Raw genomic sequence first — 18,049 nt, 5'->3', positions numbered from 1 at the left:
TTCTTATTGGTTTGTGAGTCGGATGTGGTGGAATGGCGGGTGATCAGATCAACGCCAGTGTCGCCTTGACCGCGGCTTCTATACCAGTTGCTGCCTCGGCGATATTCTGGGCCAGCATATAAGCCGGTGTGCTGACGATTTTTCTGTCTTCATCAATGACAATATCAGTAACCGCGCAATTGACGTGCGCGCCGCCCATGGCTGTAATTGCCGCTGCGGTGTCAGCATCATTGCCTATGGTCAGTCTTGCGCCTGCGCCATACACGTGGGGGATAAGGGCTGGGGCAATGCAGATATAGCAGGCGGGTTTGCCAGCTTGTGCGACGGCTTTGGCAAACCGCAGTACATCTGCCTGTACATGAGAGGTGGCTCCCTGGCTGGCAAAGTCAGACAGGTTTTTGGCTGCGCCAAATCCACCAGGGAAAAATACTGCTGCATAATCCTCAGCATCCGCTTGCGCAATATCCTTGATCTTGCCACGGGCAATGCGGGCCGACTCCACCAGCACATTGCGTGACTCGCTTTCGGCAATTTCCCCCGTCAGGTGATTGATGACGCTGGTTTGCGCGATGTCTGGCGCCAGAAATTCTGTTTCGGCTCCGGCTTTTGCCAGTGCCAGTATGGTCAAAACGCTTTCGTGGATTTCAGCGCCATCAAACACGCCACAACCGGATAATATTACGGCTACTTTCATGATGCACCTTTTTAGAAGGAGGGAAAGGACAGGAAAGCACGCAATTTTCCTGCTTATGCCTGTCATATGTCAACCAGGCCAGGCATTTGTTAAAAAATAGAGCTTTCGTACCAACGCAGTAAGGGGCAAACCATTTACTATTACGGCAGTAAAAAGGCGAACGCTCGTATTATTTCTAAAGCGCTCATCAATGACTTGGCGATGCGCTTCAAATTTGTAGCAATGTGCCTTTTAGAAAGATGTGCATACTGAATGTACTACCAATGACAGTGATAAAGATAGAAAACAAAGAACGCCCTGATACGCCTTGTGTTGCTGTTTGCTCAACGACATTTGACGACGTTTGCCGTGGTTGTGGCCGTACCGTTGCCGAAGTGGCGGAATGGGTATTCATGAACGAAGAGCAAAAGGAAATCGTCTGGACACGCATACTGGCGCAAGGGTATCCGCGCCGTAATTCCTGACATCTGATACTTGATATCAGGTCCGGTTTGCCATTTATACATAATAACGGAGACCTCCATGGCAGAGTTGAAAAAAAAGTCGCGACGCCGGTTTGTCCTTGGTGGTGTGGGCCTAGCCGGTGCGCTGATGGTTGGCTGGGGATTCATGCCGCCGCGCCAACGTCAGAACGCGAACCAGCCGCTGCCTGTGCATGATGGCGAAGTTGCCCTGAATGGCTGGATCAAGATTGCCACCGATGGTACGGTCAGTGTTGTCATGCATCGCAGCGAGATGGGGCAGGGTATACATACCGCCCTGCAAATGCTGGTGGCCGAAGAGCTGGACGTGCCCATGAGCATGATAAAGCCGATATATGTCTCTGCGGATAAAATTTACGGCAACCTGGCAGTACTCGCCGATGGTTTGCCATTTCATCCGGACGATACTGGCAGTCTGAAGCGCGTCGCGCACTGGATGACTTTGAAATTTGCGCGCGAACTGGGTGTGCAAATGACTGGTGGTTCTTCCAGTTTGAAAGATGCTTGGCAACCGATGCGTGAAGCGGGCGCTACTGCGCGGGCCATGTTGCTGGCAGCCGCCGCGAAAAAATGGAATGTACCGGCAGACCAATGCAAGACGCAAGACGGCGTGATTACCCATGCTTCTGGCAAGCGGGCTACTTATGGTGCGCTAGCCGCAGAGGCGGTACATAGTCAGCCGGGCGAAATACATCTCAAAAATCCGCAAGATTTTAAATTGATAGGTAAACCGCTACCACGTACAGATGTCAGCGGCAAAGTGGATGGCACAGCCTTGTTTGGCATTGACGCCCGTCCGGCCGGCATGTTGTATGCGGCTCTTAAGCAAAGTCCGGTCATAGGCGGCCGTGTTAAACAATTTGATGCCGGTCATGTGCTTGGTTTGCCTGGTGTTACGCAGGTTGTCGATTTTTCTGCTGCGGCAGATAGCGCTGGCGTGGCTGGGGTCGCTGTTGTGGCGAAATCTTACTGGCAGGCCAAACTGGCGATGGATCAGTTGCCAATCACCTGGGAAGCCGGCGTCAATGCAAGTCTCTCTACGGAAAGTATTTTCAGGGAACTGGCGAAGCAACTTGATACCGAATCCGGTTTCGCCTATTACAAGACGGGTGATGTTGCCGAGGTAATGGCGGGTAAGCAGATAGTCAAAACCCTTACTGCCGAATATCGTGCTCCATTTCTTGCCCATGCCACGATGGAACCGATTAATTGCACGGCGCAGGTAAAAGATGGCAAGGTGAATTTATGGGTGTCGACTCAGATACCAGGTATTTCGGTGGACATCGCTGCCAAGGTCGCTGGCGTTAAAGCAGAGGATGTCAGTCTGCATATGGCTTATCTGGGCGGTGGCTTTGGCCGCAGGCTGGAGGCAGATATGGTCATGCAGGCGGTCAGTATCGCCATGCAGACCAAGGGTGCACCTGTACAATTGATCTGGAGTCGCGAAGAAGATATCTCGCATGATATGTACCGGCCCGCAGCGCTTGCCCGCTTTAACGCAGGTCTGGATAGTAGCGGAAAATTGCTGGCCTATGAGAATAAATCGGCATCCGGGTCCATCACCCATCAAATTCTGAAGCGTGCATTTGGTTTTGCCGGTGCAGGGCCAGACAAAACCACAGCCGAGGGTGAATTTGATATGCCGTATGAAATTCCCCATCAAAAAATAGCACACGTCATTGTGCCCAGTGCCGTGCCTTTGGGTTTCTGGCGGTCAGTTGGTCACTCGCACAATGCTTTTTTCAAGGAAAGTTTTATCGATGAACTTGCTCATGCAGCAAAGAAAGACCCTGTAGTATTTCGTCGAGAATTGCTAGTCAGGCATCCTCGCCATGTGGCTGTAATGGATGCTGCAGTCGCCAAAGCTGGCAAGCCAGCAACTGGAAGGGCGCATGGTCTGGCCTTGCATGAATCTTTCGGCACGATTGTGGCGCAGGTGGCGGAGGTTTCGGTACAGGATGGGCAAATCCGTGTGCATAAAGTCATATGCGCAGTGGATTGTGGTATTGCAGTTAATCCAAATATTATTGCCCAGCAAATGGAGTCGGCCGTCGTCTTTGGCCTCAGTGCGGCCCTGTACGGTGAAATTACCATTAAAGATGGTCAGGTAAAGCAACGCAATTTCAACGATTATGCAGTGTTACGTATGAACGAGGCGCCGGAAGTCGAAACCATCATCATCAAGAGTGCGGAACCGCCCCAGGGCATAGGAGAGCCCGGTGTCCCGCCAATCGCGCCAGCTGTGGCAAATGCTGTTTTTTCACTGACAGGGCAGCGTCTGCGCAGTTTGCCCTTGAAATTAAGCTAATACTGAATTGAAATTAAGTTGAAATATACTGGTGGTAGTATATAAGGCGGGCCGTCGCCGCATCTGTGTGATCGTAATAAGATAAAAAATTGAATTTATTTAATTATTTTTTTACTAAGCAAATGCTTTTTGTTACTATTGGATACAGAAAGCAGCCATGGGATAAGTTCCTGGATTTATACTGCATCAGCTTGTACCGAAAGAATGCGGCATGTCGCCATTTTTCGCTTTTAGAAATTTCATTTTTTGAATTACCCTTATGTCTAATTTGTCCAATTTTTCTGCTGCTGCATCACTTAGCCCTTCACGTGTGCTCCGTAATGGGCGTTTTTCTGGTGGATTCACGCTTATCGAAATCATGGTGGTGGTCACCATCATCGCCATCCTCGGTGCTTTTATGGTGCCGAAATTAACTGGCTTCACCCATGAGGCCAGGGTGACTGCTGCTAAGCAGGACATTTCTACCATCATGGGTGCACTGAAAATGTATCGATTGCATAATCAGCGCTATCCAACCACAGAGCAGGGTTTGCAAGCCCTGATAGAAAAACCGACGGCAGGGCCTGCCGCAAATAACTGGCAATCTGGCGGTTACATAGAAAAATTGCGTAATGACCCCTGGGGCAAACCATATCAATACTTGTCACCAGGTATCCGTGGGGAAGTGGATGTATTTTCTCTTGGTGCGGATGGTCAGCCCGGTGGCGCTGGTGATGATGCTGATATCGGCTCCTGGGACTTGTAAGATATTCTCTGATGAAAATACATGGCAGGCAGCGTGGTTTTACGCTGCTGGAGTTGCTGGTGGTTCTGGTGATTTTCGGTCTCATTCTGGGGGCCGTGAGTATTAACGTCATGCCAGGTGAGCAGCAACGCCTGGAAAGTGATGCCCGCCGTATCTCATTGCTGTTGCAATTGGCCCGTGACGAAGCGATCGTGCGCAATTTGCCGGTTGCTTTTGAAGTGGATCAGTCCGGTTATCGTTTTTATGTCAGGGAAGACCGTATCTGGTCGCCAGTTAAGGATGAAATGCTGCGTGAGCGCACGTTTCAGATTTCGCCGGTTCAATTGATGTTGCAGCCGCAATCTTCTGATGCATCCACCATCCGTATCGTGTTTGGCCGGGAGCCGGTAGACAAGCCCTTTTTACTGACCATCAAGTCCGCTGACAAACAAGTCAGTGTACGTGCTGATGGTATTGGCCATTTTTCTGTGGAATAAGATGCGGCGTTCTTCTCTTCAATCCGGTTTTACCCTGCTGGAAGTACTGGTTGCGCTGGTGATCGTCGGTACAGCACTGGGTGCCAGTCTGCGTGCAGTTGGTAGCCTCACCCGTAACAGTAATGATTTGCGCGCTTCCATGATGGCTACCTGGTCTGCAGAAAACCGCCTGGCACAAATTCGTCTGGCGCATGAATGGCCTGCATTTGGTGAGCGCACCTTTGCCTGTCCACAAGGGGATTTGCACCTGATGTGTGAAGAGCACGTCATTGCGACGCCGAACCCTTCATTCCGGCGGGTTGAGGTTTTTGTTTTTGAAGCCGACAATCCGGAGCGTCGCATCATCAAACTGACCCAGGTGGTGCCCAATGCGCTCTAGAAATAACCATATCGGGAGAAAACATCAATCGGCATTCACTTTGATTGAATTGCTGGTAGCGATTACGATATTGGCGATTATCGCCGTATTGGGATGGCGTGGCCTCGATAGCATTGTGCGGGCGCGCGCCGGCCTTACCGTAGAAATGGAGCAGACACGCGGCATACAACTGGCTTTTGCCCAGATAGAAAATGATTGCGCACATCTGGCGGATGCGAGCAACTTGACGGGCCGGGAGACCATGAGTGCCTTGGGTAACAGGCTGGTTTTGATACGTACCGTGTTTGAAGAAAATCAGCCCAGCCGTTTGCAAGTGGTGTTGTATCAGGTCAGGGAAGGAGTGCTGAGTCGGCGCGAAGCCTTGCCTACTCGTGAACTGGCCGCGCTTGATAAAGATTGGCAAAACGCCATTAATGATGCCGATGCTAACCCGATTATTGCCTTGCAAAGCCAGGTTGCCGGGTTTGAAATGCGAACCTGGCGTAATGGTGAAGGCGGTTGGCGCTCTGGTGGCAGTGAGTCTGACGGCGCTGGTAATCCTGGCCAGCCTGGTAGTGCAGCAGGGCAGGCTCCCAAGACCGCAAAAATGACTGGACTGGAAATTTCTGTGCAATTGGCCGGTCACGAACTTCCCGTAACAAAAGTATTTTTGCTGGGAGCCGTATGAAACGGAACTATGTCAGCACACGCTGGCAAAAGGGTGTTGCCGTCATTACTGCTTTGTTGCTGACAACCTTGGCCATCACCATTGTTGCCAGTTTGTTCTGGCAACAGCAGGTTCAGGTTCGCTCCATAGAAAACCAGCGCCTGCAATTGCAGAAGAAATGGATATTGCGTGGCGCGATAGACTGGGCGCGCCTGATTCTGCGCGAAGATGGCAAGCAATCCGCCAACGTCGACCATCTTGGCGAGCCCTGGGCCGTCACCCTGGCAGATACCCGTCTTGATCAGTATGTGGAAAATGGCCGCACAGAAAATGATGATAGTGATGCATCTTTATCGGGGCAGGTCAGCGATGCGCAGGCACTTTATAATTTGAATAACCTGGCAACGAATGGTGTCGCTGACCCGCGTGAAGTGATTGCTTTTGGCCGTTTGCTGACAAACTTGCGTATGGACGGGCAATTGGCGGATGCTGTCGCCGTCATGATTGCCCAGACCCAGGCTAGGCTGACCACAGGGCCGGGATCTTCCACGGCCGAGTCTGGTAGTGGAAAAAGCCCATCAGAAGAAGCGTTTCCTGAAGTACAATTCCTGCGGTTTACCCAGGTTGATGATTTGCTGGCTGTCAGCGGCTTTAGTCCTGATATGCTTGCCAAGCTGAAATCCTTTGTAACGGTGTTGCCACGCAAGACTGAAATTAACGTGAATACCACTTCGGCAGAAGTGTTGTCTGCGCGAATTGAGGGAGTCAGCATGTCAGATGCGGCAATGATGATTGCCAGCCGCGACAGGGCGTATTTTCTCTCGCTGGAAGATTTCAAGCACCGTTTTGAAGACAAGACGAAAACCGTCGTTGATAAAGATCTGGCGGTTGCGACCAATTTTTTTATTGTAAATGGTAAAGTGAAAATGAATCGCTCCGCACTGGATATCAGTGCTTTAATCGAACGGACCAATACGCCAATAACAGCCGGGGCCGAGACAACGTCAGTACTTTGGGTCAGAGAAAATTAAATAAAACATGGCAAGCACACTGTATATATCTTTGCCCTCCAGAGTAGCGGCACAAAATCGACCCGACTGGGCAGGGCAAGCCTTGTCCTTCGCACTGATTTCAGCAGAGGGGCGTCTGCAACAGCAAAGCCAGCTTCCATTGGCCGAATTGAGGGCGATGGCAGCCGCTGCCAGAAACGTGGTGTTTTTACTGGCCGCCAGCGATACCAGCTTGCTGACAACTAAAGTGCCACCCATGTCTGCGGCCAAGCTGAAAACTGCTTTGCCAAACTTACTCGAAGAGCAGCTCGTTTGTGACCCGGCCGATGTGGTCATGGTCAGCACACCTTTGGTGGATGGCGAAATAACCGTTGCCGTTGCAGACCGCCTGTGGCTGGAAGCTTTGGCAAAACGTGTCAAAGACTGGCCAATCAAGAAAATATCGGTTTATCCCTCACAATTGGCGCTGGCTTACCACACTGTCAGCGATGCGCAAACGCAAACGGGCACCGCCTTTATCGAAGAAAAAGATGGTGCGCTTGAACTTTGCCTGCGTCAGAGTGCCAAGCATGGTCTGGGCTTGAGCCTGGATCAGGCTGGTCAGGCAGAGGCGCTGACGATGCTGGTCCATTTGGCGGGGGCAACCGGGCTGGAAGTTTATGTGGCATCGGCTGAGCTTGATGTTTACCAGGCTTCTTTGAGCAATCTGGGGCTGGAAGACAATATCAAGCTTGCTCCCTTAAGCTGGATTAACAGAGTTGCCGGAATCAGCAACGAAACCCCTGATCTGATGACAGCGATTTCTGCTGAGCACCTTGCCAGTTTTGACTGGAGCAAATGGCGCTGGCCCTTGCGTCTTGCCGTGTTGCTAGTGCTGGTGAATTTGGTCGCCCTGAATGTTGAATGGTTCAGGCAAAAGCGTGAAGAACAGGCCCTGAAGCAGGCATTGACACAGACATTCAGGAACAGTTTCCCGAAAGAGACAGTCATTCAGGACCCGTTGAAACAAATGCGGCAAAACGTCAATATTTCCAAGCGCGCAGTCGGGCAATTTGCTGCCAATGATTTTGCTGTGCTGGCTTCTCAGTTTGCCCAGGTGTGGGATAGACTGGGCGCGCCGGGTGGTGTGGCTGGAATTGAATACAAGGATCGCGCATTGCTGATCAAGACTAAACCCAATGTACAAATTCCAATGGACAAATTGCGCGCAGCGCTGGCAGAGCAATCGCTGGAAATAAGCTCGTCAACAGACGGTACTTTGCGCGTCAGCGCCGGAGGTAAACGCTGATGTGGGGCGCACTTAAAGAACAATTTGATTATTTCTGGCGTGCACGTGCACAACGTGAGCGAACCATGTTGATTAGCTGTGCTTTGCTTATTGTGCTGGCACTGACTTATGCCATTTTCCTTGGGCCTGCCTTAAGTGGTCGCAAGCAGTTGCAAAACAGTATTCCAGAACTCAATCAGCAATTGGCCGAAATGACCGAGCTGAGCAAACAGCAAACCGGTTTCGCGGCAAGTTTGTCGGAAGTCATTACCTCCGTCAATAAAGAACAGCTGGAAGCCTCGTTGACGCGTCGTGGTATCAAAGCGCAAACGCTGGGTGTAGCGGACGAAATCGTTCGGGTACAAATTACGGCAGCAAGCTACGCCAATTTAATGGAGTGGCTGGTGGAAATGCAAAAAGCATCCAGGCTGACAGTGGAAGAAGCGAAATTGATTGCCCTTCCCGAAAGTGGTCAGGTGAGTGCGACGCTGACTCTGAAGCAGCAAAGAAGCGCGCAGTAACGCAGGGATGAACAGATGTTAATTTCGCGACGCCTGACATGGATATTTGCAGCAATCATCAGTGTCTTGCTGACTGTACTGTTGTTTTTGCCCGCCAGTTGGCTGGGTTTGCTGGTTGAAAAACAGAGCCAGGGTCGTTTAAGCCTGGGTGATATTCAGGGAACGTTTTGGCAGGGGTCTGCTTTTATTGGTGTGGCAGCGGGCATGCATGGGCCGGTGACACCGTTGTTCCCGGGACGTTTTCAGTGGCACATTTCTCCCTTGCTTTTACTGGGACAAATTAAGCTTGAACTACAAAATCCGGCTTCACTGGCATCAGCGGTGAAGCTGACTGGTAATTTTAGTCAATGGCAAATGAGTCCATCCGTATTATTGTTGCCCCCAGAGCGGCTGGAAGGTCTGGGAGCGCCATTGAATACCGTAGGCCCCACCGGAGTATTGCATTTGTCGTGGAATGAATTACTGTTTTCTCGCAACAATGGCCAGGTAAGTGCCACCGGGCATATGCAATTGGAAATGGCAGAAATGGCTTCGCGCTTGTCACCTATAAAACCTTTGGGAAGTTACCAGATGCAATTTGATCTGCGTGGCACAGAAGCTGACATGCAGTTGACGACGATTAAAGGCCCGATGATGCTGGCGGGCTCAGGAAAAATGCTGGCCGGACGCTTTCAGTTTTCTGGTAAGGCGTGGGCACAGGCGGGGCAGGAAGCAAGACTGGCAAATTTATTGAATTTGCTGGGACAGCGCCGCAATGACGGTGAAAAAGAAGTAATTGCGTTAGAGTTCAAATGAAAACATTTACATTAAAGCACAGGGTCGCCATGACAAGAAATTCGATACGCAAGCCTATCCAGCAACTGTCTGCACTGACAGGTGTGGCGGTATTGACGGCAGGGTTTTTATTCGCGCCAGTTGCGGTGTCACAAACCTCGCAAAAAAATACAGCGGATCTCAATTTTGTTGGTGCAGACATTGAGTCCGTGATCAAGGCTATCGGCCACTATACCGGTACTACCTTCATCATCGACCCGCGCGTCAAAGGACAGATCAACCTGGTTTCAGAAACGCCTCTGACCAAGGATCAGGCATTTAAATTGCTGACGTCGACCTTGCGGCTGCAAGGCTATGCCGTGGTCACCGCCGATGGTTATTCAAAAGTGGTGCCAGAGGCAGATGCCAAGTTGCAGCCTGGACCAACGCAGAGTGTGCAGGCAGAAAGAAATGACTCTGCCAAAGGCGATCAGGTGGTGACACAGATCTATAAGCTCAATTATGAGTCAGCCGCGAATGTGGTGACGATATTGCGCCCCCTGATTTCTCCCAATAATACAGTGAACGGCAATCCAGGAAACAACACCGTCGTCATCACCGACTATGCTGATAATCTGAAACGTCTGAACAAGATTATTGCGGCTTTGGATGTACCTGCATCCGTCGATATGGATGTGATCTTCGTCCAGCATGCCATTGCTTCCGATATCGTCGCCATGGTCAACAAGATTATTGATTCTGGCAGTGGCGCTGATCCAGCAAGAGCGGTTTTGCTGGCTGATCCACGCACCAATTCCTTGTTATTGCGCGCACCTTCCGTTGCCAGGTCCAATCAGATCAAATCATTGATTGCAAAGCTTGACCAGCCAACCGCACTGCCAGGCAATGTGCATGTGGTGTATCTGAAAAATGCCGAAGCTGAAAAGCTGGCGCAAACCTTGCGTTCCATAGTCAGTGGCGATACTTCAAGCGGTAACAAGTCAACATCGTCGTTGTCAAATCTCGGCAATTCGGCGAATGGTACCAATAGTCCGCTCGCCAGTCCCAACGCGGGTGCTGCAAGTGCGCCCTCGACGATGCCTTCCTTATCTGGTTCCAGTAGCAGTTCAAGTTCTGGTGGCGGCGGTGGCGCGGCAGGGTATATCCAGGCGGATACGGCAACCAATACCCTGATCATCACTGCCAGCGAGCCGGTCTATCGTAATTTGCGTGGTGTCATTGACCAGCTCGATGCCCGTCGTGCGCAGGTGTATGTCGAGGCACTGATCGTGGAAGTGTCAGCAGATAAAGCCAATGAACTGGGTGTGCAATGGATGGGTTTATCTGGCGACAGTAACAGCAAATATCGTATCGGTGGCGGCACGTCCTTCTCTACGAAAGGCGATAACCTGTTGAACCTCGCCGCGGGTAATGCCAGCTCTGCTGGTTCCGTATTGCCAGGGGCAGGATTGTCCCTGGGTATTTTTAAGCAAATTAATGGTCAACTGGGTTTGGGCGCACTGGCGCATGTTTTGCAAACCGATGGCAATGCAAATGTTTTGTCCATCCCGAATCTTGTGACGCTGGACAATGAAGAAGCAACCATCAGTGTAGGTAAAAATGTTCCTTTGATTACCGGGCAATTTACGACATCGGTCACCACGGGCAGTGGTGGCGTCAATCCTTTCCAGACCATAGAGCGGAAAACAGTCGGGTTGAAGTTGAAAGTCAGGCCGCAAATTTCTGAAGGCGGCACGGTCAAACTGGGTATTTATCAGGAAGTGTCAAGCATCGATGACACGACCAATACTTCTGGCATTATCACTAAAGAACGCACAATCTCCACGAACGTATTGGTAGACGATGGTCAGATCATCGCCCTCGGTGGTTTGATCGAAGACACGACTACGGATGGCGTCGAAAAGGTGACTGGTCTTGGTGATATTCCCATTATTGGCAATCTGTTTAAATACCAGTCTACCAAGCGTGGAAAAACCAATCTGATGGTTTTCCTGCGTCCGACGGTGATACGTAATGCCGAGCAAAGCAATAATATTTCCGTTGATCGCTATGACTACATGCGCACGCAGATTGCGCCGCTGAAAGATGGCAAGCCGGATGCTTTGTTGCCAGTTATAGAAAAAGGCAAGCTCTTGTCGACGCCATTGACTATTCCAGCAGAAAAACCGGCATCGACAGATAAAGGAAGTAAGTAAGCCATGCTTGAAAATCGTTTACTGCCTTACGGATTTGCCCGTGATTTTTCCGTACTTGCTGTCAGGGACACGACAGTGGCGAACGCTGCTGTCGAAATACTGATTTCCAAAGAAACGACGCCAGCAGCAATTTCAGAAGTCGGGCGCCGGTTTGGGAAAGTGAAACTTGTGGTGTTGCCGCATGCAGAACTGGCAGAGTCGATCGCCAGGGCGTATGCCGGCTCAGGTGGTGACGCCGCAGACGTGGTCGGTGAAGTCGAGTCTGATCTGGATCTTGCCAAGCTGATGCTGGACATGCCGGCAATTGAAGACTTGCTGGAATCTGCCGATGATGCGCCAGTCATTCGCATGATCAATGCCTTGCTGACACAGGCATTGCGTGACGGTGCCTCAGATATACATATAGAACCATTTGAACAAATTTCGATAGTACGTTTCAGGGTTGACGGCTCCTTGCGTGATGTCGTGCGTCCCAAGAAAGCCATCCATGCTTCATTGATTTCACGTATCAAAATCATGGCGCAACTCGATATTGCCGAGAAACGGTTGCCACAAGATGGTCGTATTACTTTGCGTATTGGCGGCAAGCCAGTAGACGTACGGGTTTCCACGCTGCCAACCGGGCATGGTGAGCGTGCAGTGTTGCGATTGCTTGATAAAGAGGCCGGGCGTCTGGATTTAAGCCATCTGGGCATGAGTGCAGAAGTGTTGACGCAATTTGATAAATTGATTGCGCAGCCGCATGGCATCGTGCTGGTAACAGGCCCAACCGGGTCTGGCAAGACCACCACCTTATATGCAGCACTGTCACGTGTGAATGCCGGCACGACCAATATTTTGACGGTCGAAGACCCGATAGAATATGAACTTGCCGGTGTCGGCCAGACCCAGGTCAATCCAAAAATCGACATGACCTTTGCCAAGGCATTGCGGGCTATCTTGCGGCAAGATCCTGACGTCATCATGATCGGTGAAATCCGTGATCTGGAGACAGCACAAATCGCCGTGCAGGCATCCCTGACCGGGCATTTGGTGCTGGCAACCTTGCATACCAATGATTCTGCGGCGGCGGTGACGCGTCTGCTCGACATGGGTATAGAACCCTTTCTGCTGTCATCTTCTCTGTTAGGTGTGGTTGCGCAGCGACTCGTGCGTAAGCTCTGTGTGCATTGTCGTGTTGAAAAGGCCGGAACCTGGCATGCGGTCGGTTGTGAACATTGTGGTCATACTGGTTACCAGGGGCGCGTAGGCGTGTATGAGCTGCTGCAAACCACAGATGCCATCCGTGCGCAGATACATCACCAGGCTGCCGAAGCAGAAATAAAAGTGGCGGCCCAGGCTGACGGTATGAAGACCATGCGAGAAGATGGTGATCGCTGGCTCAGGACTGGTGTTACCACGCCAGAAGAGCTGTTGCGTGTGACTAAGGAATAATCTACATGCCTGCATTTCGATATGAAGCGGTAGATACGGCTGGTCAAACCAGCAAAGGCGTATTGAACGCGGATAGCGCCAGGTCGGCGCGTAGCGATCTGCGCGCACAGGGGTTGGTGCCGGTTACAGTTGAGTCCATAGATAGCCAGATGGATGCAGGTGGCAAACGTAAGAGAGCCTTGTTTGGTGACCGTTTGTCGACTGTGGAAATTGCCTTGTTTACGCGACAATTGGCAAGCTTGCTGGAAGCCGGTTTGCCGCTGGAACAATCATTATCGGCTTTGCTGGAACAATCAGAACGTACCTATGTACGTGACCTGATTGGTTCTATTCGCTCTGAAGTGATGGCGGGTGCAGCCTTGTCAGATGGATTGAAGCAGCACCCGAATGATTTCACCGATATCTATTGCGCACTTGTGGCGTCGGGTGAGCAAATCGGGCATTTGTCGCGGGTATTGTCCCGTTTGGCAGACTTTATTGAGCGCCGCAATGCTCTTGGCCAGAAAGTTCGGCTGGCATTCACTTATCCGGCGATTGTCACCGTCGTCGCATTTGCGATTGTGATATTTTTGTTGACCTATGTTGTGCCGCAAATTGTTTCCGTATTTGCCAATACCAAACAGAAATTGCCTTTTCTGACGCTGGTCATGCTGGCTATTTCAGATTTTGTCCGTGCTTACGGCTGGCTGGTTGCGATAGTGCTTGTCCTCGCTTTTTCCTTGTGGCGAGTTGCATTGAGAAATCCAGACTTTAAAATGCGCTGGCACCGCTGGCTGCTTACAGCACCGCTATACGGCAAATTTGAACGCAGCCTGAATACCGCCAGGTTTGCCAGCACGCTGGCGATTACCACCGGATCAGGTGTGCCCATACTGCGCGCATTGCAGACCAGTCGCGAAACCTTGTCCAATGTTGCCATGCGTGCGCAGGTAGAAGAAGCAACTGCCAGTGTGCGCGAAGGTGTTAGCCTGGCGCGGGCATTATCTGCACACAAACATTTTCCTCCCATGCTGATACACATGATCAGGGCAGGGGAGGTGACGGGTGAGTTGCCCGCCATGCTGGAACGTGCTTCCAATACGCAGGAGCAGGATCTTGAACGTCGCGCCCTGACCATGGCCGGTTTGCTTGAGCCGGTATTGATATTGACCATGGGTATCGTTGTGCTGCTGATCGTACTGGCAGTGCTGATGCCGATTATAGAAATAAATCAGTTGGTACGCTGAGAAAGAAAAAAATGAAACGCTTACCTGTCGCAGTTAGTTTTCTGGTGTTCATCGCACTATGCATGTCCATAAGTTTTTGGGGACTGCTTTTATTCAAGCCTCAGGCAAGAAACGTATCGGCTGGTTTTCAGCAAAACTCATACGAGCCAGGCCCCGGTCAATGGGGTGGTTTATTTGGCAATAGTCAGGTCATGCAGGCGGCAGCCAGTAATTATCAATTGAAGGGGGTGGTATTGGCCAAACGCCCTCAAGAAAGCTTGGCGATCGTCAGCACCAATGGCAAGCCCAGCCTCTCCGTTGCCTTGAATAAGGAACTGGCGCCGGACGTGATCTTGAAAGAAGTGCACGATCAATATGTGTTGATTTCTGAATCGGGCGTGGTTCGCCGTATCGATTTGCCTCCGGTTCCAGAAGGTAGCCGTATACAAACGCAGGCTAACTTTGCCAATCCTGTTAATGCGGTACCCCCGCAAGTTGCGCCTGTTGCTTTCCCGCCGCATAACAATAATGCTGCACCGGGTGGCCCGATTTCTGCACCACCTCCACCGATGGTAACACCTGGTCTGCCGACGGCTTCCCTGCCTGCAGCCATGCCAGGCGGGTCGCAATGAGTGACTGGAAAGATAAGTGCCCGGCCGATTTGCTACGCGCTTTGGAATATGTTCACCCTTCCTGGAAAGCCGCCGTAGAGGAAGGCCTACGGGCAGTGCACCTGGCCACACCAGATTATTTCGCGGGACTCAAGGAAGGCGGCTATTTGCCGGATCAGGCAAGATTATTTGCCGCCTTCTCTCTGCCTATGGAGAGTGTGCGTTACATTCTGATCGGTGAAGGGCCTTATCCGCGTGCCAACAGTGCGACTGGTTATTGCTTTATGGACGGTGCGGTAGGTGATTTGTGGTCAGATGAAGAAGGTGGTGGCTTGTCGAAGAAAGTGAACCGGGCAACATCGCTGAGAAATTTCATGAAAATGTTATTGGTGGCGTCTGGTGACCTTCAAGTGGATGCCACGACTGGCAATGCGATCGCTGGTGTATCCATGCAGGCCCGTCAAACTGATTCGGGTTTCATTCGCACTCTGGCAGATTTGCAAAACAATCTGACAAGACAAGGTTTTCTGTTGTTGAATGCCAGTCTTGTATTTCGTAGTGATGTCGCCCCTGCTAAAGATGCGAAGGCATGGCTGCCATTTTTGCAAGCAGTATTATTGGCGTTAACTAAGTATCAGGACGGATACAAAAAGCCACAGGTGATGTTGGTTTTGTGGGGTAAGATTGCTGAGCAATTGCGTCAGGTTCCCGCTGTCAGCGCTTATCAGCAGATTTGTGCCGAGCATCCCTACAATTTGAGTTTTATTGCCAATCAATCCATGCAGGATTTTTTTCGGCCTATGCATTTGTTGTCAAAAATTTCTTGAAGGCAAAATTTTGTAAGATGTGGTTTTATCTGCTGGCTTGCAGTCTCGCTTTGTAGAATAATTGATGGGTGGTTGCGGTAGTTAGAGCGGTATTTTGCCAGCTCGAATGATAACCCTTCGGTGTATGCTAAAAAAAATTGAAATTACGCAGCTGAGAGTTGGCATGTATGTTCAGGAGCTATGTAGTTCATGGATAGATTCGCCGTTCTGGCAAAAGTCTTTTACCGTTACAGACATAGATGAATTAAGAAAAATTCAATCGACCAGGATTCGCCAGGCCTGGATCGATACCACAAAGGGACTGGATGTATTGGTGGAGAAGCCCAGCAAACCAGCTCCACAGAAGCCTGATGAACCACAACCAGTTGCCGCTGTTCCTCCTCCTCCCGCACCGAAGCAAATAGTTTCCATTTCCATGGATGAAGAGTTGGGGCGTGCCTCTTTAATTGTCAATAAGTCCAAGCAAGCTGTGTCCTCGATGTTCAATGAAGCACGCATGGGCAAGGCGCTGGATGTCGATAATGCACAAGCATTGGTCGAGGAAATAGCTGATTCCGTCATGCGAAACCCTGGTGCCCTGATTGGTCTGGCGCGTTTGAAAACCAAGGATGACTATACTTACATGCATTCGGTTGCAGTGTGCGCTCTGATGGTCGCACTAGCCAAACAGTTGGGCTTGAGCGAAGCAGAAACACGCGAAGCCGGGCAGGCCGGATTGCTGCACGATATTGGTAAAATGATGGTCTCAGCGGATATCCTCAATAAACCCGGCAAACTGACCGATGCAGAGTTCGTTTCAGTGAAAGAGCATCCCGCTGCCGGTTATAAAATGCTGAAGGAGGCGAGCGGCGTCAGCGCTGCTGCACTCGATGTATGTCTGCACCATCATGAAAAAATGGATGGCTCGGGCTACCCCAATCGTCTGAAAGCTGAAGAAATCAGCCTGTTTGCCCGCATGGGGGCGGTATGTGATGTTTATGATGCGATTACATCCAATCGACCCTATAAACAGGGCTGGTGCCCGGCCGAATCCTTGCGCAAAATGGCAGAGTGGAGCAAGGGGCATTTCGACGAAAAGATTTTCCAGGCGTTTGTGAAGAGTATTGGCATCTTCCCCGTCGGGACGCTGGTTCGTCTTGAATCTGGCAAGCTAGCCGTTGTGGTGGAGCAGCAGATTGGGAAATCCCTGCTGTTGCCAAAAGTCCGTGCATTCTTTTCCGCGAAATCGATGAGTTATATCAATCCGGAATTGTTGGATTTATCCCGGCCCGGTATGAATGACAAAATTACGACACGCGAAGACGCCGCCAAGTGGGGCTTGAAAGACATTGACCGTTACTGGCTCGGTGATGCAGCGGTGAATCGCTAGGGCGGGCAAACTGGTTTCACCAATGATGAAACCAGTTTTTGAAAATCTTACTTCTCTGGTTGAATGACCACTTTTCCCGTCACTTTGCGTGCTGCCAGATCGTTCAGGGCCGCGGATGTATCGTGTAAAGCATAGCGGCCAGAAATGTGCGGCTTGATCTTGCCTTCATGTAGCCAGCCCATCAGTTCACGCATTGCTGCCAGATTGGCCTTGGGTTCACGTTTGGCAAATTCTCCCCAAAATACCCCCACCAATGAAGCACCTTTGAGCAAGGTCAGATTCAGTGGCAGTTTGGGGATTTCGCCATTGGCAAATCCGACCACCAGATAACGGCCACGCCATGCAATAGAGCGGAAAGCTGGTTCTGCATAAATGCCGCCGACCGGATCGTAGATGACATCGGGCCCTTTGCCACCAGTAGTAGCCTTGATGGCCTCGCGTAAATCTTCGTTGCTGTAGTTGATGGTCGCATCTGCACCATGCTGCTTGCAGATTTCAAGTTTTTCATCGGTAGAGGCGGCTGCGATGACGCGCGCGCCAAGTGCCTTGCCGATTTCTATGGCTGCCAGGCCCACACCACCTGCGGCACCAAGTACAAGCATGGTTTCGCCAGCTTTTAACTGCGCGCGGTCAACTACTGCATGGTGCGATGTGCCGTAGGTAAGCGTGATTGCGGCAGCGATATCGAAATCCATGCCAGGCGGCATGGGCATGACGGCATTGGCAGGAGCCACAGCCTGTTGCGCAAATGCACCATTGCCGATAAACGCAATAACCTTGTCGCCGACTTTCACATTGCTGACACCTTCACCAACGGCCCTGACTATGCCAGATAATTCGCTACCTGGCGTGAATGGCAATTCCGGTTTGAACTGATATTTATTTTGAATAATCAATACGTCCGGAAAGTTGACGCCTGCTGCTTTTACGTCAATGGCAACCTGTCCCGCAGCGGGGATCAAGTCAGCTAAATCTTCAATCACTAAAGTATCTGGTAAGCCCCAATCCTTGCAAACAACAGCTTTCATTTTGATGTCTCCGTGAAATAGTACGACCGTTTGATTTTGTGATTATGCCGTAAAAATCTGTTCCCGGTAGAAATTTAT

General features: G+C 50.9%; 18 protein-coding genes. 16 read left to right on the top strand and 2 right to left on the bottom strand.

The window, feature by feature from the left end; all coding sequences use genetic code 11:
* Nucleotides 1-43 precede the first annotated feature (43 nt).
* Nucleotides 44-694, bottom strand: a complete 651-nt coding sequence (gene elbB / locus ACO0LH_RS25925; protein ID WP_422944038.1) for an isoprenoid biosynthesis glyoxalase ElbB — start codon at nucleotides 692-694, stop codon at nucleotides 44-46.
* A 263-nt stretch (nucleotides 695-957) separates the two neighbouring features.
* On the opposite strand from elbB, the gene ACO0LH_RS25920 reads away from it, so the two are divergent.
* From ACO0LH_RS25920 to ACO0LH_RS25845, 16 genes are all read left to right on the top strand, one after another.
* Nucleotides 958-1,158: a DUF1289 domain-containing protein gene (locus ACO0LH_RS25920; protein ID WP_422944037.1), complete on the top strand. Its 201-nt coding sequence runs from the start codon at nucleotides 958-960 to the stop codon at nucleotides 1,156-1,158.
* A gap of 58 nt (nucleotides 1,159-1,216) precedes the next feature.
* Nucleotides 1,217-3,484 (top strand): molybdopterin cofactor-binding domain-containing protein, encoded by a 2,268-nt coding sequence (locus ACO0LH_RS25915; protein WP_422944036.1) that lies wholly within the window; start codon nucleotides 1,217-1,219, stop codon nucleotides 3,482-3,484.
* 259 nt (nucleotides 3,485-3,743) lie between these two features.
* Nucleotides 3,744-4,229 carry a type II secretion system major pseudopilin GspG gene (gspG, locus tag ACO0LH_RS25910; RefSeq protein ID WP_422944035.1) on the top strand — a complete coding sequence of 162 codons (486 nt, stop codon included), beginning with the start codon at nucleotides 3,744-3,746 and terminating at the stop codon, nucleotides 4,227-4,229.
* 11 nt (nucleotides 4,230-4,240) lie between these two features.
* Nucleotides 4,241-4,705, top strand: a complete 465-nt coding sequence (gene gspH, locus ACO0LH_RS25905) for a type II secretion system minor pseudopilin GspH (protein WP_422944034.1) — start codon at nucleotides 4,241-4,243, stop codon at nucleotides 4,703-4,705.
* Between the two features lies 1 nt (nucleotide 4,706).
* A complete protein-coding gene (gene gspI, locus ACO0LH_RS25900) occupies nucleotides 4,707-5,084 on the top strand; it encodes a type II secretion system minor pseudopilin GspI (RefSeq protein ID WP_422944033.1) in 378 nt (125 codons plus the stop codon).
* The gene (locus tag ACO0LH_RS25895) at nucleotides 5,074-5,751 is read left to right on the top strand and encodes a PulJ/GspJ family protein (RefSeq protein ID WP_422944032.1); all 678 of its coding nucleotides are present in this window, start codon (nucleotides 5,074-5,076) and stop codon (nucleotides 5,749-5,751) included. Before gspI ends, ACO0LH_RS25895 begins: the two co-directional genes overlap by 11 nt.
* Nucleotides 5,748-6,761: a type II secretion system minor pseudopilin GspK gene (gene gspK / locus ACO0LH_RS25890; protein ID WP_422944031.1), complete on the top strand. Its 1,014-nt coding sequence runs from the start codon at nucleotides 5,748-5,750 to the stop codon at nucleotides 6,759-6,761. The genes ACO0LH_RS25895 and gspK overlap by 4 nt, the downstream gene beginning before the upstream one ends.
* A gap of 7 nt (nucleotides 6,762-6,768) precedes the next feature.
* On the top strand, nucleotides 6,769-8,028 hold the full coding sequence (gspL, locus tag ACO0LH_RS25885) for a type II secretion system protein GspL (protein ID WP_422944030.1): 1,260 nt from the start codon (nucleotides 6,769-6,771) through the stop codon (nucleotides 8,026-8,028).
* Nucleotides 8,028-8,528 (top strand): type II secretion system protein GspM, encoded by a 501-nt coding sequence (gene gspM, locus ACO0LH_RS25880; protein WP_422944029.1) that lies wholly within the window; start codon nucleotides 8,028-8,030, stop codon nucleotides 8,526-8,528. The genes gspL and gspM overlap by 1 nt, the downstream gene beginning before the upstream one ends.
* Before the next feature lie 15 nt (nucleotides 8,529-8,543).
* Nucleotides 8,544-9,323, top strand: a complete 780-nt coding sequence (gene gspN, locus ACO0LH_RS25875; RefSeq protein ID WP_422944028.1) for a type II secretion system protein N — start codon at nucleotides 8,544-8,546, stop codon at nucleotides 9,321-9,323.
* Entirely contained in the window at nucleotides 9,320-11,497 is a 2,178-nt protein-coding gene (gene gspD / locus ACO0LH_RS25870) for a type II secretion system secretin GspD (RefSeq protein WP_422944027.1), read from the top strand. Before gspN ends, gspD begins: the two co-directional genes overlap by 4 nt.
* 3 nt (nucleotides 11,498-11,500) lie before the next feature.
* Nucleotides 11,501-12,931: a type II secretion system ATPase GspE gene (gspE, locus tag ACO0LH_RS25865; protein WP_422944026.1), complete on the top strand. Its 1,431-nt coding sequence runs from the start codon at nucleotides 11,501-11,503 to the stop codon at nucleotides 12,929-12,931.
* Nucleotides 12,932-12,936: 5 nt separating this feature from the next.
* Nucleotides 12,937-14,157 (top strand): type II secretion system inner membrane protein GspF, encoded by a 1,221-nt coding sequence (gene gspF / locus ACO0LH_RS25860; protein WP_422944025.1) that lies wholly within the window; start codon nucleotides 12,937-12,939, stop codon nucleotides 14,155-14,157.
* 11 nt (nucleotides 14,158-14,168) lie between these two features.
* Nucleotides 14,169-14,768, top strand: coding sequence for a type II secretion system protein N (locus tag ACO0LH_RS25855; protein ID WP_422944024.1), 600 nt, complete (start codon nucleotides 14,169-14,171; stop codon nucleotides 14,766-14,768).
* Nucleotides 14,765-15,574: a uracil-DNA glycosylase gene (locus ACO0LH_RS25850; RefSeq protein WP_422944023.1), complete on the top strand. Its 810-nt coding sequence runs from the start codon at nucleotides 14,765-14,767 to the stop codon at nucleotides 15,572-15,574. The genes ACO0LH_RS25855 and ACO0LH_RS25850 overlap by 4 nt, the downstream gene beginning before the upstream one ends.
* A 124-nt stretch (nucleotides 15,575-15,698) precedes the next feature.
* Nucleotides 15,699-16,943, top strand: coding sequence for an HD-GYP domain-containing protein (locus tag ACO0LH_RS25845; protein ID WP_422944022.1), 1,245 nt, complete (start codon nucleotides 15,699-15,701; stop codon nucleotides 16,941-16,943).
* 47 nt (nucleotides 16,944-16,990) lie between these two features.
* Here the strand turns inward: ACO0LH_RS25845 and ACO0LH_RS25840 are convergent, their stop codons facing one another.
* The gene (locus tag ACO0LH_RS25840; protein ID WP_422944021.1) at nucleotides 16,991-17,971 is read right to left on the bottom strand and encodes an NADPH:quinone oxidoreductase family protein; all 981 of its coding nucleotides are present in this window, start codon (nucleotides 17,969-17,971) and stop codon (nucleotides 16,991-16,993) included.
* Between the last annotated feature and the right edge of the window lie 78 nt (nucleotides 17,972-18,049).

The sequence above is a fragment of the Undibacterium sp. TJN19 genome (assembly GCF_049339485.1).
GTDB lineage: Bacteria > Pseudomonadota > Gammaproteobacteria > Burkholderiales > Burkholderiaceae_D > Undibacterium.
This window is presented reverse-complemented; position numbering and strand designations above follow the sequence as displayed.

What these genes read in the sequence shown, in the direction of transcription:
- elbB (WP_422944038.1), bottom strand. Translation starts at nt 694, where the DNA reads ATGAAAGTAGCCGTAATATTATCCGGTTGTGGCGTGTTTGATGGCGCT.
- ACO0LH_RS25920 (WP_422944037.1), top strand. Translation starts at nt 958, where the DNA reads ATGACAGTGATAAAGATAGAAAACAAAGAACGCCCTGATACGCCTTGT.
- ACO0LH_RS25915 (WP_422944036.1), top strand. Translation starts at nt 1,217, where the DNA reads ATGGCAGAGTTGAAAAAAAAGTCGCGACGCCGGTTTGTCCTTGGTGGT.
- gspG (WP_422944035.1), top strand. Translation starts at nt 3,744, where the DNA reads ATGTCTAATTTGTCCAATTTTTCTGCTGCTGCATCACTTAGCCCTTCA.
- gspH (WP_422944034.1), top strand. Translation starts at nt 4,241, where the DNA reads ATGAAAATACATGGCAGGCAGCGTGGTTTTACGCTGCTGGAGTTGCTG.
- gspI (WP_422944033.1), top strand. Translation starts at nt 4,707, where the DNA reads ATGCGGCGTTCTTCTCTTCAATCCGGTTTTACCCTGCTGGAAGTACTG.
- ACO0LH_RS25895 (WP_422944032.1), top strand. Translation starts at nt 5,074, where the DNA reads ATGCGCTCTAGAAATAACCATATCGGGAGAAAACATCAATCGGCATTC.
- gspK (WP_422944031.1), top strand. Translation starts at nt 5,748, where the DNA reads ATGAAACGGAACTATGTCAGCACACGCTGGCAAAAGGGTGTTGCCGTC.
- gspL (WP_422944030.1), top strand. Translation starts at nt 6,769, where the DNA reads ATGGCAAGCACACTGTATATATCTTTGCCCTCCAGAGTAGCGGCACAA.
- gspM (WP_422944029.1), top strand. Translation starts at nt 8,028, where the DNA reads ATGTGGGGCGCACTTAAAGAACAATTTGATTATTTCTGGCGTGCACGT.
- gspN (WP_422944028.1), top strand. Translation starts at nt 8,544, where the DNA reads ATGTTAATTTCGCGACGCCTGACATGGATATTTGCAGCAATCATCAGT.
- gspD (WP_422944027.1), top strand. Translation starts at nt 9,320, where the DNA reads ATGAAAACATTTACATTAAAGCACAGGGTCGCCATGACAAGAAATTCG.
- gspE (WP_422944026.1), top strand. Translation starts at nt 11,501, where the DNA reads ATGCTTGAAAATCGTTTACTGCCTTACGGATTTGCCCGTGATTTTTCC.
- gspF (WP_422944025.1), top strand. Translation starts at nt 12,937, where the DNA reads ATGCCTGCATTTCGATATGAAGCGGTAGATACGGCTGGTCAAACCAGC.
- ACO0LH_RS25855 (WP_422944024.1), top strand. Translation starts at nt 14,169, where the DNA reads ATGAAACGCTTACCTGTCGCAGTTAGTTTTCTGGTGTTCATCGCACTA.
- ACO0LH_RS25850 (WP_422944023.1), top strand. Translation starts at nt 14,765, where the DNA reads ATGAGTGACTGGAAAGATAAGTGCCCGGCCGATTTGCTACGCGCTTTG.
- ACO0LH_RS25845 (WP_422944022.1), top strand. Translation starts at nt 15,699, where the DNA reads ATGCTAAAAAAAATTGAAATTACGCAGCTGAGAGTTGGCATGTATGTT.
- ACO0LH_RS25840 (WP_422944021.1), bottom strand. Translation starts at nt 17,971, where the DNA reads ATGAAAGCTGTTGTTTGCAAGGATTGGGGCTTACCAGATACTTTAGTG.